Raw genomic sequence first — 15,511 nt, forward strand, 5'->3', positions numbered from 1 at the left:
TGCTTAGAACAGCGCCTTAAGCCGATCCAGCACTTGCATGGCGCTGTAGTAATCCAGTCGGAACGTCTCGGTTCCCAGCGCATAAACCTGCTTGTTTTGTACTGCAGGCAGGTGCGCGAGCAGTGGATTGGCATAAATCGCATCGGCGTCTTTCTGATCACCGGCGAACAGGAATAGCGACTCGCCATTTAACCCTGCCGCCAGATTTTCCCCACCAAGCTGAATGATGTCATGGCGTTTGCCCTGGCTTTGGCTGGCGTTTAAGCCTGCGGGCAACCTGGCCAGCGTAAAGCCGAGTTGTTCCAGCATCTGTCCTTGTGCTGATTCAGCTGTCCAGAGATTGGCACTGTGCGCGGCGGCGGTATAGACAATGGCAGTGATCGGCTGCGGCGGTAATTTGATTTGCTCTTTCGCCGCCGTCAGTTGCTTATCAAACTGCGCAATCCGCTCTGCCGCTTGTTTCTCATGCCCGGTAATTTCGCCAAGTTGCGTTAACAGCGACTGCCAGCTTTTATCGTCGTAATTGATGATTAACGTTGGTGCGATAGTGGAAAGCTGATCGTATAGCGCCAGCGCTGAATCGCCGCCAGTCGCGCTAATTAAAATCAGATCCGGCATTTGTGCGGCTACTGCTTCGGCGTTCGGTTCGCCGATATAGAGACGTTGCAGTTTGCGTTCTTTCGCTACCTTGCTCCACTGGCGTAAAAAACCCTGGTCATCCGCTACGCGGTTATTCGGCGTGGTCGCGCCGCTGGCGATCACTGGTGCATCAATCGCCAGCAGTGAGCCGGTCAGGGTGACGCTGGTGGAAACAATACGCTGCGGCTGGCTTTCCAGGGTATGAGTACCACGACTGTCAGTAATCTGACGCGGCCAGTCGGCAGCCTGAACTGCGGATATTCCTGAAAGCAAAATTCCGGTTAAAAGAAGGGCGTTGCGGTAGAGCGGGGCGAGTCTCACAAATCAGCTTCCTGTTATTAATGAAGTTAATGCTTCTCATTTTCATTGTAACCACAAGCAGATGCAACCCCGACTTGCAGATTGCGTTACCTCAAGAGTTGACATAGTGCTCGTTTGCTTTTAGGTTAGCGACCGAAAATATAAATGATAATCATTATTAAAGCCTTTATCATTTTGTGGAGGATGATATGGATACGTCACTGGCTGAGGAAGTACAGCAGACCATGGCAACACTTGCGCCCAATCGCTTTTTCTTTATGTCGCCGTACCGCAGTTTTACGACGTCAGGATGTTTCGCCCGCTTTGATGAACCGGCTGTGAACGGGGATTCGCCCGACAGTCCCTTCCAGCAAAAACTCACCGCGCTGTTTGCCGATGCCAAAGCGCAGGGCATTAAAAATCCGGTGATGGTTGGGGCGATTCCCTTCGATCCACGTCAGCCTTCGTCGCTGTATATTCCCGAATCCTGGCAGTTGTTCTCCCGGCAGGAAAAACAGACTTCAGCCCGCCGTTTTACTCGCAGCCAGTCGCTGAACGTGGTGGAACGTCAGGCAATTCCGGAACAAACTACGTTTGAACAGATGGTTGCCCGCGCCGCCGCACTGACCGCCACGCCGCAAGTCGACAAAGTGGTGTTGTCACGGTTGATTGATATCACCACTGACGCCGCCATTGATAGTGGCGTATTGCTGGAACGGTTGATTGCGCAAAACCCGGTTAGTTACAACTTCCATGTGCCGTTAGCTGATGGTGGCGTCCTGCTGGGAGCCAGCCCGGAACTGCTGCTGCGTAAAGACGGCGAGCGTTTTAGCTCGATTCCGTTAGCCGGTTCCGCGCGTCGTCAGCCGGATGACGTGCTTGATCGCGAAGCGGGTAATCGTCTGCTGGCGTCAGAAAAAGATCGCCATGAACATGAACTTGTCACTCAGGCGATGAAAGAGGTACTGCGCGAACGCAGTAGTGAGTTACACGTTCCATCCTCCCCACAATTGATCACCACGCCGACGCTGTGGCATCTCGCAACACCCTTTGAAGGCAAAGCGAATTCGCAAGAAAACGCATTGACTCTGGCCTGTCTGCTGCATCCGACCCCCGCGCTGAGCGGTTTCCCGCATCAGGCCGCGACCCAGGTGATTGCTGAGCTGGAACCGTTCGACCGCGAACTGTTTGGCGGCATTGTCGGTTGGTGTGACAGCGAAGGTAACGGCGAGTGGGTGGTGACCATCCGCTGCGCGAAGCTGCGGGAAAATCAGGTGCGTCTGTTTGCCGGAGCGGGGATTGTGCCTGCGTCCTCACCGTTGGGTGAATGGCGCGAAACGGGCGTCAAACTTTCTACCATGTTGAACGTTTTTGGATTGCATTAAGGAGCGAGGATGAGCATTTCATTCACCCGCTGGCCGGAAGAGTTTGCCCGTCGCTATCGGGAAAAAGGCTACTGGCAGGATTTGCCGCTGACCGACATTCTGACCCGTCATGCCGCAAGCGACAGCATCGCGGTCATCGACGGCGAGCGTCAGTTGAGTTACCGGAAACTGAATCAGGCGGCGGATAATCTCGCCTGTAGCTTGCGTCGTCAGGGCATTAAACCCGGTGAAACCGCACTGGTACAACTGGGTAACGTCGCTGAATTGTATATTACCTTTTTCGCACTGCTAAAATTGGGCGTTGCGCCGGTGCTCGCGCTGTTCAGCCATCAGCGTAGTGAACTGAACGCCTATGCCAGCCAGATTGAACCGGCGTTACTGATTGCCGATCGCCAACATGCGCTATTTAGCGGGGATGATTTCCTCAACACATTTGTTGCAGAGCATTCTTCCATTCGCGTGGTGCAGCTGCTGAACGACAGCGGTGAGCATAACTTGCAGGATGCGATTAACCATCCTGCAGAGGATTTTACTGCCACACCGTCACCTGCCGATGAAGTGGCCTATTTTCAGCTCTCCGGCGGTACCACCGGCACACCGAAACTGATCCCACGCACTCACAATGACTATTACTACAGCGTACGTCGTAGCGTCGAGATTTGTCAGTTCACGCAACAGACACGCTACCTGTGCGCGATTCCTGCGGCCCACAACTACGCCATGAGTTCGCCAGGATCGCTGGGCGTCTTTCTCGCTGGCGGCACGGTCGCTCTGGCTGCCGACCCCAGCGCCACGCTCTGCTTCCCATTGATTGCAAAACATCAGGTGAACGTCACCGCGCTGGTGCCACCAGCAGTCAGCCTGTGGTTACAGGCGCTGACCGAAGGTGAAAGCCGGGCGCAGCTTGCCTCGCTGAAACTGTTACAGGTCGGTGGCGCACGTCTTTCTGCCACGCTTGCGGCGCGTATTCCCGCAGAGATTGGCTGCCAGTTACAGCAGGTATTCGGCATGGCGGAAGGGCTGGTGAACTACACCCGTCTTGATGATAGCGCGGAAAAAATTATCCATACCCAGGGCTATCCAATGTGTCCGGATGATGAAGTGTGGGTTGCCGATGCTGACGGAAATCCACTGCCGCAAGGGGAGGTTGGACGCCTGATGACGCGCGGGCCGTACACCTTCCGCGGCTATTACAAAAGTCCACAGCACAATGCCAGCGCCTTTGATGCCAACGGTTTTTACTGTTCCGGCGATCTGATCTCTATTGATCCAGAGGGGTACATCACCGTGCAGGGGCGCGAGAAAGATCAGATCAACCGTGGCGGCGAGAAGATCGCTGCCGAAGAGATCGAAAACCTGTTACTGCGCCATCCGGCGGTGATCTACGCCGCACTGGTGAGTATGGAAGATGAGCTGATGGGCGAAAAAAGCTGTGCTTATCTGGTGGTAAAAGAACCACTGCGTGCGGTGCAGGTGCGTCGTTTCCTGCGTGAACAGGGTATTGCCGAATTTAAATTACCGGATCGCGTGGAGTGTGTAGATTCACTTCCGCTGACGGCGGTCGGGAAAGTCGATAAAAAACAATTACGTCAGTGGCTGGCGTCACGCGCATCAGCCTGAAGGAGAGAACACGATGGCTATTCCAAAATTACAGGCTTACGCACTGCCGGAGTCTCACGATATTCCGCACAATAAAGTCAACTGGGCCTTTGAGCCGCAACGTGCCGCGTTGTTAATCCATGATATGCAGGACTATTTTGTTAGCTTCTGGGGCGAGAACTGCCCGATGATGGAGCAGGTGATCGCGAATATTGCGGCACTACGCGACTACTGCAAACAGCACAATATTCCGGTTTATTACACCGCCCAGCCGAAAGAGCAGAGCGATGAAGATCGGGCGCTGTTGAATGATATGTGGGGGCCGGGCCTGACCCGTTCACCGGAACAGCAAAAGGTGGTGGATCGCCTGACGCCAGATGCCGACGACACGGTGCTGGTGAAGTGGCGCTACAGCGCGTTTCATCGTTCTCCGCTGGAACAAATGCTCAAAGAGAGTGGACGTAACCAGCTGATTATTACCGGGGTGTACGCCCACATTGGCTGTATGACCACCGCAACCGACGCATTTATGCGCGATATTAAACCGTTTATGGTGGCGGATGCGCTGGCCGATTTCAGTCGTGACGAGCATTTGATGTCGCTGAAATATGTAGCCGGGCGTTCTGGCCGGGTGGTGATGACCGAAGAACTATTGCCTGCACCGATCCCTTCAACCAAAGCGGCGCTGCGAGAGGTGATCCTGCCGTTGCTGGACGAGTCCGATGAGCCGTTCGATGACGACAACCTAATTGATTACGGTCTGGATTCGGTGCGCATGATGGCGCTGGCGGCGCGCTGGCGCAAAGTGCATGGCGATATCGATTTTGTCATGCTGGCGAAAAATCCGACCATCGATGCCTGGTGGAAGCTACTCTCCCGCGAGGTGAAATGATGGATTTCAGCGGCAAAAATGTCTGGGTAACCGGTGCGGGGAAAGGTATTGGCTACGCCACGGCGCTGGCATTTGTTGAGGCCGGAGCGAAAGTTACAGGTTTTGATCAAGCGTTCACTCTGGAGCAATATCCCTTTGCGACCGAAGTAATGGATGTAGCCGACGCTGCGCAGGTGGCGCAAGTGTGTCAGCGACTGTTAGCGCAAACGGAGCGACTGGACGTGCTGGTCAATGCGGCGGGAATTTTGCGCATGGGCGCGACCGATCAGCTCAGCAAGGAGGACTGGCAGCAGACTTTTGCGGTTAACGTCGGCGGTGCGTTTAACCTGTTCCAGCAGACCATGAACCAGTTTCGTCGTCAGCGGGGCGGGGCGATTGTTACTGTGGCGTCCGACGCCGCACACACACCGCGTATTGGTATGAGTGCTTACGGTGCGTCGAAAGCGGCGCTGAAAAGCCTGGCGTTGAGCGTCGGGCTGGAACTGGCGGGTAGTGGTGTACGCTGTAATGTGGTTTCCCCGGGGTCCACCGACACCGATATGCAACGCACGCTGTGGGTGAGTGATGACGCCGAAGAGCAGCGTATTCGCGGCTTTGGCGAGCAGTTTAAACTCGGCATTCCGCTGGGGAAAATCGCCCGTCCACAAGAGATCGCCAACACGATTTTGTTCCTCGCCTCTGACCTCGCCAGCCATATCACCCTACAGGATATTGTGGTAGATGGCGGCTCGACGCTGGGGGCATAAGCATGATCTGGAAACGCCATTTAACGCTCGACGAACTGAACGCCACCAGCGATAACACAATGGTGGCGCATCTGGGAATTGTTTATACCCGTCTGGGCGATGATGTGCTGGAAGCCGAAATGCCGGTTGATACCCGTACTCATCAACCGTTCGGTTTACTACATGGCGGCGCGTCGGCGGCGCTGGCGGAAACCCTGGGATCGATGGCCGGATTTATGATGACTCGCGACGGACAGTGCGTGGTGGGCACGGAGCTTAACGCCACCCATCATCGCCCAGTGTCTGAGGGAAAGGTACGCGGCGTCTGCCAGCCGCTGCATCTTGGGCGGCAAAATCAGAGCTGGGAAATCGTTGTTTTCGATGAACAGGGGCGGCGTTGCTGTACTTGTCGGCTGGGTACGGCGGTGATCGGCTAAATTGGATTAATATGCCTGATGCGCTTCGCTTATCAGGCCTACGATTCGCGAGAATTTGTTGGCCTGGTAAGTGAAAGCGCTACCCGGAAAAATATGTGCAGAGGGTGAGACTATTGGTTCTGTAGCCATTCCTGATAGCGTCTGGATATGAAACTCGCTGCGATTTTATAGTTTTCCCATGTGTCTTTTACATGGAATTCGCTGGGAAGATCTTTGACAAGATGGGTGCAGTAGTCTTCGAGATAATCGCCTGTATCAAAATCAAAATAATGTTTAGTAAAGGCGTTTCCTTGGGTCGAAAGTTCTTCATCGGTCAAAGTACCATCGAATTCTTCAAAAAGCTGAGGGGCTGTTATTTCTCTGCGCGTAAAGAGGGCAAGAGATTCAGCGAGATCTTCCTTAAACTCCTCGTCCAACAAGTTATTATCAATCAACCAACCTAAATAAAAACCAGTATGGATGTATGCCTGGCTGAGCGGTAAACCTTCTTCTATAACCGAGTCAAAATGGTATTTCGCTTTGTCATAGCTCATGGGAGGACTCCTTATCATATAACGAAATAGCCATGCTATCGTATAGTTGCGTTGCATAACATTGACGCGGAATACTATAGATTTCGGCTATGCATTTTCGCATATAAGTAGTGTTACTACTCTGGTGAGTCAACCCTCTCAATTGTCCGTAATTGTACACGTCTTTTCGCGACTAAAGTGATCTCGTTAACAATGTGATGTAAATATGAGGTGTTTTTGTTGTGCGCATTGGTTTCTTGGTTGTTAAATAAAATCTGCTGATATAGAAACAAAATGTAACATCTCTATGGACACGCACACGGATAACAACTATGAACAAATCAGGGAAATACCTCGTCTGGACAGTGCTCTCTGTAATGGGAGCATTTGCTCTGGGATACATTGCTTTAAATCGTGGGGAACAGATCAACGCGCTGTGGATTGTGGTGGCGTCGGTCTGTATCTATCTGATCGCTTACCGTTTTTATGGTCTTTATATTGCCAAAAATGTATTGGCGGTTGACCCGACGCGTATGACGCCAGCGGTGCGCCATAACGACGGGCTGGACTATGTGCCGACGGACAAGAAAGTGCTGTTCGGTCACCATTTTGCGGCCATTGCCGGAGCAGGCCCGTTGGTGGGGCCGGTACTGGCGGCGCAAATGGGCTACCTACCGGGGATGATCTGGCTACTTGCCGGGGTGGTTCTCGCCGGTGCGGTGCAGGATTTCATGGTGCTGTTTGTTTCCACGCGCCGTGACGGTCGCTCGCTGGGCGAGCTGGTTAAAGAAGAGATGGGGCCAACCGCCGGGGTGATTGCGCTGGTGGCCTGCTTTATGATCATGGTCATTATCCTTGCAGTACTGGCGATGATCGTGGTGAAAGCCCTGACTCATAGCCCGTGGGGAACGTATACCGTTGCGTTCACCATTCCGCTGGCGCTGTTCATGGGGATTTACCTGCGCTATCTGCGTCCAGGCCGCATTGGGGAAGTGTCGGTGATTGGCCTGGTATTCCTTATTTTCGCCATTATCTCTGGCGGCTGGGTGGCAGAAAGCCCGACTTGGGCACCGTACTTTGACTTTACCGGCGTGCAGCTGACCTGGATGCTGGTGGGTTACGGTTTTGTGGCGGCGGTTCTGCCGGTGTGGTTGCTGCTGGCTCCGCGTGACTACCTCTCTACCTTCCTGAAAATCGGGACTATCGTCGGTCTGGCGGTAGGCATTTTGATTATGCGTCCGACGCTGACCATGCCTGCGCTGACCAAGTTTGTAGATGGCACTGGCCCGGTATGGACCGGTAATCTGTTCCCGTTCCTGTTTATTACTATCGCCTGTGGCGCGGTGTCTGGCTTCCATGCGCTGATCTCTTCCGGCACCACACCGAAGATGCTGGCGAACGAAGGTCAGGCGTGCTTTATCGGCTACGGTGGGATGTTGATGGAATCCTTCGTGGCGATTATGGCACTGGTTTCTGCCTGTATCATCGATCCGGGCGTGTACTTCGCGATGAACAGTCCGATGGCGGTGCTGGCTCCGGCGGGGACGGCGGATGTAGTGGCATCTGCTGCGCAGGTAGTGAGTAGCTGGGGCTTTAGCATTACGCCAGATACGTTAAATCAGATTGCCAGCGAAGTGGGTGAACAGTCGATCATTTCCCGTGCGGGCGGTGCGCCGACCCTGGCGGTGGGGATGGCCTACATTCTGCACGGCGCGCTGGGTGGCATGATGGATGTGGCGTTCTGGTATCACTTCGCCATTCTGTTTGAAGCACTGTTTATTCTGACGGCGGTGGATGCGGGTACGCGTGCTGCGCGCTTTATGTTGCAGGATCTGCTGGGCGTGGTTTCTCCGGGCCTGAAACGGACCGATTCACTGCCTGCTAACCTGCTGGCAACGGCGCTGTGCGTGCTGGCTTGGGGTTACTTTCTGCATCAGGGCGTGGTCGATCCGCTGGGCGGTATTAACACTCTGTGGCCGCTGTTTGGTATTGCCAACCAGATGCTGGCAGGGATGGCGCTGATGCTCTGTGCCGTGGTGTTGTTCAAGATGAAACGTCAACGTTACGCCTGGGTGGCGCTGGTACCAACGGCCTGGCTGCTGATTTGTACCCTGACCGCAGGCTGGCAGAAAGCGTTTAGCCCGGATGCGAAAGTCGGTTTCCTGGCGATTGCTAACAAGTTCCAGGCAATGATCGACAGCGGCAATATTCCGTCGCAGTATACTGAGTCACAACTGGCGCAACTGGTGTTCAACAACCGTCTGGATGCCGGATTAACCATCTTCTTTATGGTGGTTGTGGTGGTTCTGGCACTGTTCTCGATTAAGACGGCACTGGCGGCATTGAAAGAGCCGAAGCCAACGGCGAAAGAAACGCCGTATGAGCCAATGCCGGAAAATGTCGAGGAGATCGTGGCGCAGGCGAAAGGCGCGCACTAAAGTCAGAGTGAGGGGGATGTTGGCGTAGTGCCTGGGGTTCCCCCTCACCCTAACCCTCTCCCTGGTGGGGCGAGGGGACTGACCGAGCGCGTTGATAGCTATTAATGCACTCTCTCAGCAACCTGATTACCGGAGGTATTGATGTTTGATTCACTGGCAAAAGCCGGAAAATATTTAGGTCAGGCGGCGAAGCTGATGATTGGTATGCCTGATTACGACAACTATGTCGAACATATGCGGGTTAACCATCCCGATCAAACGCCGATGACCTACGAGGAGTTTTTCCGTGAGCGGCAGGACGCGCGCTACGGTGGAAAAGGCGGCGCGCGCTGCTGCTAAATTTGTACGTCAGGCTTTAAACGATTCCACTTTTTCGAACGCAGCACGCAAAGTATCTGGTGTCAGCGTGACTGGCAGATAATGAATGGATTCCACCGGACGTAGGGTGTGGGCAATCATTTTGTCAATCTCCACCTGATTATTGATATCCACTTCCAGCTCCGCCAGCGTAGTCGGCAGATGAAAACGCTGATACGCCCCGGTTAATTGCGCCAGCACATCATCCTGACCCAGCAAGGCGCTTTGCACCAGAATTCCGTAGGCGACTTTGGTGCCGTGGAGAAACTTCTCGGTTTGTGGCAGTACAGTCAGACCGTTATGCACGGCATGGGCCGCCGCCACACGCGTAAAACGATCGCCCAGACCACCGACCATTCCGCCTCCGGCGATAATCGCATCGACCACATCGCAAAATGATTGCGTTAACTGCTGATTTTGCTGATCGGCAAGCGCCTGTTCGCTACTGTTTAACAAGACGTCGCGAATGACCTGCGCATTATTGATTCCCAGCCGCACGGTTAGTGGCAACGTTTCTGGTTGTGGGGCCAGCACCACCGCTTCATACCATTTCGCCAGCGTGTCACCGATTCCCGCCAGCAGATATTCTTGCGGCGCATTGAGGATAATCTCCGGTTCCACCAGCACCATAAAATTGGCGTCGTCAAAAATCTCATAATGTAGCGCCTGTCCGGCATCGTTGTACCAGACAGAGAGTGGTGTCCAGGCAGCGCAGGTAGCGGCAATCGTTGGAACGGCAACAAACGGCAGACCGAGACGGCGGGCGAGGGCTTTCGCGGTGTCGAGCAGTGCGCCGCCACCGACGCCAATCACCATGCTGCGATCGTCACCGGACTCAGCCGCCAGTTGTTGCACATTGCTTTCACTGCAATGACCGCGAAACAAAATATGCTTTGCTCTTGGCAGTTCAAACGCCGATGGAAGTTTGGTTTGCGCCGCGGCAAGTGCACGTTCACCGTAGATCCACACTGCGCGAGAAAGTTGTTCATCAGTGAAAAAATCATGCAGGTGATTGAGACTGCCGGGATGAGAAAAGTAGTTAGCAGGGCCAACGACGACGCGGATAGGATTGTGAGGCATGTTGTGTTGTCCTTATTGTTTTATTTAGACATCTAAACGTCTTGATTGCCAAATACTAGCATCGTGTTATAGTGGCTTCAACACGCAACTTTGTCAGGCACAATAAAAATGACAAATAACCCTCTGATTCCACAAAGCAAACTTCCACAACTTGGCACCACTATTTTCACCCAGATGAGCGCACTGGCGCAGCAACACCAGGCGATTAACCTGTCACAAGGCTTTCCTGATTTTGATGGTCCGCGCTATTTGCAGGAACGGCTGGCGTACCACGTTGCCCAGGGAGCAAACCAATACGCGCCTATGACTGGCGTGCAGGCCTTGCGCGAGGCGATTGCTCAGAAAACGGAACGGCTGTATGGCTATCAACCAGATGCCGACAGCGATATCACCGTAACAGCAGGGGCGACGGAAGCGCTGTACGCAGCGATTACTGCATTGGTGCGCAATGGCGATGAAGTGATTTGCTTTGATCCCAGCTATGACAGTTACGCCCCCGCCATCACGCTTGCGGGTGGAATAGTGAAACGTATTGCACTGCAACCACCGCATTTTCGCGTGGACTGGCAGGAATTTGCCGCATTGTTAAGCGAGCGCACCCGACTGGTGATCCTTAACACCCCGCATAACCCCAGTGCTACTGTCTGGCAGCAGACTGATTTTTCCGCTTTGTGGCAGGCAATTGCCGGGCACGAGATTTTTGTCATTAGCGATGAAGTTTACGAGCATATCAACTTTTCACAGCAGGACCATGCCAGTGTGCTGGCGCATCCGCAACTGCGTGAGCGGGCGGTGGCGGTGTCATCGTTTGGCAAGACCTATCATATGACCGGCTGGAAAGTGGGCTATTGCGTTGCGCCTGCGCCCATCAGCGCCGAGATCCGCAAAGTGCATCAGTATCTGACTTTTTCGGTGAATACCCCGGCGCAGCTGGCCCTTGCCGATATGCTGCGAGCAGAACCTGAACACTACCTTGCGTTACCGGACTTTTATCGCCAGAAGCGCGATATTCTGGTGAATGCCTTAAGTGAGAGTCGGCTGGAGATTTTACCGTGCGAAGGCACTTACTTTTTGCTGGTGGATTACAGCGCGGTTTCTTCGCTGGATGACGTTGAGTTTTGCCAGAGGCTGACGCGGGAGCATGGCGTGGCGGCGATCCCGCTGTCGGTATTTTGCGCCGATCCCTTCCCCCATAAGCTCATTCGTCTCTGTTTTGCCAAGAAGGAATCGACGTTGCTGGCGGCAGCTGAACGCCTGCGCCAGCTGTAATTATTTTACTGTCCAGGCGCGGGAATATTGACGGTCAGCAAATAACTCTTGCAGGCCGTTAATTTGTTTCAGGCGCAACACTTCGTCGCTGTCCATACCCAGCTCTTTGCCGATTTTATTGTCGTCCCATCCTAACTGGCTGAGTTCACGAACGATTTCTGACATGGCTGTGATTTGGTGGCGTCCACGAGCGCGGTTATGACGAATAGTCGCGGCGATGCGTTCGTTACGTGTTCCTTCCAGACAGGTGACCGGTAAATATCCTTTTAATCGCATTTTTAACGTGTTAGAGCCTTTACCAATTTCATGACGGTGAAAGCCATCCACGATTTCCAGAGCATTTTTATCTGTGTGCGTGACCACAATAGGTTGGGTAAAACCATCTATCTCAATGGATTTTTGTAACAGTTTTTTCTCGGGCGGTGCCACATTGTTTGGGTTGTAATCATTTGGCATAAGTTGGCTGTTTTTAACCCACAGAACACAATCTACTGGCTCTTCACGAAAGGGGCTAACCTGATGGATCGCCAGGCGGATTTCGTTAATCGCTTTGATGCGATCGTCTTCCGGCAAGCTGGCGAGAAATTGGGTTAAATCCTGCGTTAATTGTTGTTGCATAGTATTCCCCACTCCTGACGTTTTACTTTTATCCGTTCGTTATAACGCTGATAATTCTTCGCTTTGGTTGGGCTAAATGATAATGCCCGACACCAGTAATCGTTATTCAGTAACACCTTGCAAATTCGCCGCCAGGAGGGGATATCTTTCGCGCCAATGTCCCCGTCCTGGGTCTGTGGCACCTCGATACCTTTTTTCTGATACCAATGCAAGTAAATGGCAATTTTGTTGCGGTAATGCTCAGCCGTTTTCTCCGGCATGCTATCAAGCAGCAATAATGCATACTCTTGCCAGTCTAAATGCTCTGGTTTGAGGATTTTCCGATGACCATAAAAATGATTGTCATGTCCGGCGTAAATGCCGCCACTTTTTACCCCGCTAACTCGTGCGCACATAGCAGCCCAGCGATCCGGTTCGATAACGTGATAGAGCCATAATCCTTGCCGTTGCTCCGGGCCAAAAGGTTCGCAAATTCGCATATGACGCAGGGGAACGCCTGCCTGATACATGATATTATACAATGGGTTACATAGGGATTTATGATTAGCATACCAGGTCCAGATATCAGCTACTTTCCAGTCGTAGATGGGGTAAATGTACCAGCAGTGACCGCCTGGTGCGGCTGTGGTCCAGGGCTTATCATCGGCAAAACGTTGTTTATTTAAACTGGCGATGGCGACAAAACGGTTGTAGGACTCATCCGCACGGATGCCGATCATCATCGCCGCCGGACGTTTTTGTGAAAACCATTCGGCAAACTCACGTACAAATTGTTCGAAGGTCATGCCTGGCTGGTAAAAGGAGAAAAAGTCAGGATCGGTTATCGCTTCTTGCGGGGGCTGACGCACCCATTCGACATCAGATTCCCAGCACTGCCATTCTGGTTGGTATTGTGAAAGGGAATTTTGCGTCTTGAGTGGGAGTGCTACCCAGTAAAACTCTTCAATAACGTCGGTATACAACTCGCGTAACGACTGTACATAGTCGATGGTACAAGAGAACTGTGCTTCCCAGTCGATAAACAAAACGCAGATTTTTTTTCCCAATTTTCTGGCAAGTTCGGCGGTAAGATGCAGCATTAATCCGGAATCTTTACCCCCCGAAAAAGAAACGCAAACACGGGGCAAGGTGTTAAGTGTCCAGGTAATACGTTCCTGTGCAGCTTCTAAAATATTCAGCGGAAGAGGGATTTTATAAATAGACATCTGAAAACGCTCTCTGAACGTTACTGGGTGACTTGTGAGATGAATCCGCTAATTATAGGGTAAACGAAGCAAGATAGAGCACATTATTTTATATTCACACAATGAATCAATTGATGCGTAATATAACATTTATCCGTGGTAATAAATCAGAAGCTATCATTTAAACGATCTATGAATCGTGAGAAGACAAGGTTGTTCAACGAAGCCTTGTTATAGGAAATATAAAGTTTAACCGTAGGAAGTGGTCGTTCCAGTTTTATCTCTTGTAACTTCAAAAAATCACGATGTAAATCGTACAGTTCGGTGGGCACAATGCCCAATAAGTCAGTAACAGAAATACTATTAATTATCGTCAACAAAGAAGAACTGCGAAATGAAACTTTACGGTTCATAAAACGTTCATCTATGTCCATTTGAATTTCGTCAATCCCTGCTGATTTAGATATCAACAAGGTGAATTCTTCGGCGATAATTTGTTCATAGTTACTGGTATCGGTAATACGAGGATGTTTGTTGCTACATATAAGAGAATTGCGAATAGTATGTACCGGCATGCAGATGACAGAGCGGCTAATTACTGGTTGCAGTGTAATTGCCAGGTCAGCTTTGCGTTGAACTAACAATTCTTCAGCGTTTTCAGCTGAAAGCAGTATGTCATGGCATTCTATATCGATTGAAGTATCTTGTCTTAGACAGCGGATTAGCATGTTGTTATTACTACAAGAAATAAGCTGAGGACCGTAGATAATAAAATTTTTCTTCAGCTCAGACTTATTAACGATATTGATCGTTTGTTCAAGGCCTCGGAGATTTTTCTCAAGATGGTGATGCAGATTTAACCCTGTTGTAGTCGGCGCGATACCTTTCCCTGAGCGGATGAATAACGGGTCATTAAATTGCACGCGTAAACGTTGTAACGACTGACTAACGGCAGATGGCGTTATATATAATGATTCTGCTGCTTTGCTAATGCTGAGGTGTTGATAAATGCACTCAAATATGACCAGTAAATTGAGGTCGAATTTTTTTAAATCATAAAGATTAGCCATAACATACTCCGTTATATTATCTTTTCCATAAATCATTCTTGCAATCAATGATTCTACTGTTTTATTTATATTTGTTATGTTTTATTACTTAACTCTGGATTAAGTTTTTCTAAAGTAACACAGTTGTCAGGAGGGGAAGAAGCAATTCATGCGTTTTTAGAATGGTTGAAAAGCAAGAATGTATTTCAACCACCCATGAATTACCTTCTATTTATTTCTCATGATGATATTAAGCGTTTTCTGATCGGGCAACCCCACGGCCTGTTGCAGCGTATTTTCCTTACTCATGTAATAGATAGCCGGTGTGACATTTGCCCCCAGATCGTCCATGAGTTTCTCGTTGTCGCTTAACACTTTCATTTGCTCTGCACTTACGTTTGTAGGCACATTTAGCTTAAGTTTGCCGCCAGAGGCTTCATATTCTTGCCAGGTTTTTGCGGGATCTTTAGAGGCCAGAATTGCCGCGGCTGTCGCCGGACTTTCTGGTTTGATAACCCCAACCAACAATGTTCTCAACTGTACTTTGCCAGAATCAACCCACGGGCGCGCCTGCTGCCAGAACTGTTTACAATATGGGCAGAACGGATCGGCGAAAACGTAGACTATGACTGGCGCGTCTTTTTTACCGTCGAGGAGCCAGTGCGATTGTTCCATCCGTTGCCACATTTCGCGTCCGGCTGGCGCATAAATTTCTTTTTCGATAAGCATGTTACTCAGGTTTTCACCTTTCTCGTTGTACATGTAACCAGAGATAGCGTGCTTACCATCTGGAGTCAGGTAGATGGTGACGCCCATATCCTGATACTTGCCGAGATAACCTTTCATTCCGCCGGGGGCATCGAACGTTTTGATGATCTTAATGCCCTGTTTTTCAATCGCTTTTACCGGAGCAGGAAGTTCCTCTGCAAAGGCGATTGTAGGAAGCAGAGCCAGTAAAAGTATCTTTTTTAACATTAATTTGTCCTTTTCAGTCAGTGCAAAAATGGAGTAAAAGGCATAACCTATC

15 protein-coding genes are annotated in these 15,511 nt (G+C 51.3%); 8 read left to right on the top strand and 7 right to left on the bottom strand.

Features of this window, described 5'->3' with window-relative positions:
- Positions 1-3: 3 nt before the first annotated feature.
- Positions 4-960, bottom strand: a complete 957-nt coding sequence (fepB, locus tag QUE74_RS03665) for a Fe2+-enterobactin ABC transporter substrate-binding protein (protein WP_001234297.1) — start codon at positions 958-960, stop codon at positions 4-6.
- Positions 961-1,148: 188 nt separating this feature from the next.
- Between fepB and entC the strand changes: the two genes are divergently transcribed.
- Genes entC through entH form a run of 5 tightly spaced genes read left to right on the top strand, consistent with a single transcriptional unit; the run spans position 1,149 to position 5,977 of the window.
- Entirely contained in the window at positions 1,149-2,324 is a 1,176-nt protein-coding gene (entC, locus tag QUE74_RS03670; protein WP_001354841.1) for an isochorismate synthase EntC, read from the top strand.
- A gap of 9 nt (positions 2,325-2,333) precedes the next feature.
- Entirely contained in the window at positions 2,334-3,944 is a 1,611-nt protein-coding gene (gene entE / locus QUE74_RS03675) for a (2,3-dihydroxybenzoyl)adenylate synthase EntE (RefSeq protein WP_000027978.1), read from the top strand.
- A 13-nt stretch (positions 3,945-3,957) separates the two neighbouring features.
- Positions 3,958-4,815 carry an enterobactin biosynthesis bifunctional isochorismatase/aryl carrier protein EntB gene (gene entB / locus QUE74_RS03680; RefSeq protein WP_001007114.1) on the top strand — a complete coding sequence of 286 codons (858 nt, stop codon included), beginning with the start codon at positions 3,958-3,960 and terminating at the stop codon, positions 4,813-4,815.
- Positions 4,815-5,561 carry a 2,3-dihydro-2,3-dihydroxybenzoate dehydrogenase EntA gene (entA, locus tag QUE74_RS03685; protein ID WP_000347644.1) on the top strand — a complete coding sequence of 249 codons (747 nt, stop codon included), beginning with the start codon at positions 4,815-4,817 and terminating at the stop codon, positions 5,559-5,561. Before entB ends, entA begins: the two co-directional genes overlap by 1 nt.
- Positions 5,562-5,563: 2 nt before the next feature.
- On the top strand, positions 5,564-5,977 hold the full coding sequence (entH, locus tag QUE74_RS03690; protein WP_000637952.1) for a proofreading thioesterase EntH: 414 nt from the start codon (positions 5,564-5,566) through the stop codon (positions 5,975-5,977).
- Between the two features lie 110 nt (positions 5,978-6,087).
- Here entH and QUE74_RS03695 read toward each other — a convergent pair whose 3' ends face one another.
- Positions 6,088-6,510 (bottom strand): DUF7832 domain-containing protein, encoded by a 423-nt coding sequence (locus tag QUE74_RS03695; protein ID WP_000119449.1) that lies wholly within the window; start codon positions 6,508-6,510, stop codon positions 6,088-6,090.
- Positions 6,511-6,821: 311 nt separating this feature from the next.
- Between QUE74_RS03695 and cstA the strand changes: the two genes are divergently transcribed.
- Positions 6,822-8,927 carry a pyruvate/proton symporter CstA gene (gene cstA / locus QUE74_RS03700; RefSeq protein WP_001043157.1) on the top strand — a complete coding sequence of 702 codons (2,106 nt, stop codon included), beginning with the start codon at positions 6,822-6,824 and terminating at the stop codon, positions 8,925-8,927.
- 141 nt (positions 8,928-9,068) lie between these two features.
- Positions 9,069-9,266, top strand: a complete 198-nt coding sequence (locus QUE74_RS03705; protein WP_000460431.1) for a YbdD/YjiX family protein — start codon at positions 9,069-9,071, stop codon at positions 9,264-9,266.
- A 9-nt stretch (positions 9,267-9,275) separates the two neighbouring features.
- Here QUE74_RS03705 and hcxA read toward each other — a convergent pair whose 3' ends face one another.
- Positions 9,276-10,364 carry a hydroxycarboxylate dehydrogenase HcxA gene (hcxA, locus tag QUE74_RS03710; RefSeq protein WP_001120478.1) on the bottom strand — a complete coding sequence of 363 codons (1,089 nt, stop codon included), beginning with the start codon at positions 10,362-10,364 and terminating at the stop codon, positions 9,276-9,278.
- A gap of 108 nt (positions 10,365-10,472) precedes the next feature.
- On the opposite strand from hcxA, the gene ybdL reads away from it, so the two are divergent.
- Complete coding sequence (gene ybdL, locus QUE74_RS03715) at positions 10,473-11,633, top strand: methionine-oxo-acid transaminase (protein ID WP_000183933.1); 1,161 nt, start codon at positions 10,473-10,475, stop codon at positions 11,631-11,633.
- On the opposite strand, the gene QUE74_RS03720 is transcribed toward ybdL, so the two are convergent.
- The 4 genes from QUE74_RS03720 to dsbG form a co-directional block, all read right to left on the bottom strand.
- Positions 11,634-12,263, bottom strand: a complete 630-nt coding sequence (locus QUE74_RS03720; RefSeq protein ID WP_000528558.1) for an IbrB-like domain-containing protein — start codon at positions 12,261-12,263, stop codon at positions 11,634-11,636. It abuts the gene before it with no gap.
- Positions 12,236-13,456: a phosphoadenosine phosphosulfate reductase gene (locus QUE74_RS03725; protein WP_000029789.1), complete on the bottom strand. Its 1,221-nt coding sequence runs from the start codon at positions 13,454-13,456 to the stop codon at positions 12,236-12,238. Before QUE74_RS03725 ends, QUE74_RS03720 begins: the two co-directional genes overlap by 28 nt.
- A gap of 146 nt (positions 13,457-13,602) precedes the next feature.
- Positions 13,603-14,505, bottom strand: a complete 903-nt coding sequence (gene citR, locus QUE74_RS03730) for a DNA-binding transcriptional repressor CitR (protein ID WP_001354842.1) — start codon at positions 14,503-14,505, stop codon at positions 13,603-13,605.
- Between the two features lie 207 nt (positions 14,506-14,712).
- Positions 14,713-15,459 carry a thiol:disulfide interchange protein DsbG gene (dsbG, locus tag QUE74_RS03735; protein ID WP_001360488.1) on the bottom strand — a complete coding sequence of 249 codons (747 nt, stop codon included), beginning with the start codon at positions 15,457-15,459 and terminating at the stop codon, positions 14,713-14,715.
- Positions 15,460-15,511: the final 52 nt, after the last annotated feature.

It is taken from the genome of Escherichia sp. 10290 (genome assembly GCF_030295155.1).
GTDB classification, from domain to species: Bacteria; Pseudomonadota; Gammaproteobacteria; order Enterobacterales; family Enterobacteriaceae; genus Escherichia; species Escherichia coli_F.

Coding starts and splice junctions, on each gene's coding strand:
- entC (WP_001354841.1), top strand. CDS start 1,149: ATGGATACGTCACTGGCTGAGGAAGTACAGCAGACCATGGCAACACTT.
- entE (WP_000027978.1), top strand. CDS start 2,334: ATGAGCATTTCATTCACCCGCTGGCCGGAAGAGTTTGCCCGTCGCTAT.
- entB (WP_001007114.1), top strand. CDS start 3,958: ATGGCTATTCCAAAATTACAGGCTTACGCACTGCCGGAGTCTCACGAT.
- entA (WP_000347644.1), top strand. CDS start 4,815: ATGGATTTCAGCGGCAAAAATGTCTGGGTAACCGGTGCGGGGAAAGGT.
- entH (WP_000637952.1), top strand. CDS start 5,564: ATGATCTGGAAACGCCATTTAACGCTCGACGAACTGAACGCCACCAGC.
- QUE74_RS03695 (WP_000119449.1), bottom strand. CDS start 6,510: ATGAGCTATGACAAAGCGAAATACCATTTTGACTCGGTTATAGAAGAA.
- cstA (WP_001043157.1), top strand. CDS start 6,822: ATGAACAAATCAGGGAAATACCTCGTCTGGACAGTGCTCTCTGTAATG.
- QUE74_RS03705 (WP_000460431.1), top strand. CDS start 9,069: ATGTTTGATTCACTGGCAAAAGCCGGAAAATATTTAGGTCAGGCGGCG.
- hcxA (WP_001120478.1), bottom strand. CDS start 10,364: ATGCCTCACAATCCTATCCGCGTCGTCGTTGGCCCTGCTAACTACTTT.
- ybdL (WP_000183933.1), top strand. CDS start 10,473: ATGACAAATAACCCTCTGATTCCACAAAGCAAACTTCCACAACTTGGC.
- QUE74_RS03725 (WP_000029789.1), bottom strand. CDS start 13,456: ATGTCTATTTATAAAATCCCTCTTCCGCTGAATATTTTAGAAGCTGCA.
- citR (WP_001354842.1), bottom strand. CDS start 14,505: ATGGCTAATCTTTATGATTTAAAAAAATTCGACCTCAATTTACTGGTC.
- dsbG (WP_001360488.1), bottom strand. CDS start 15,459: ATGTTAAAAAAGATACTTTTACTGGCTCTGCTTCCTACAATCGCCTTT.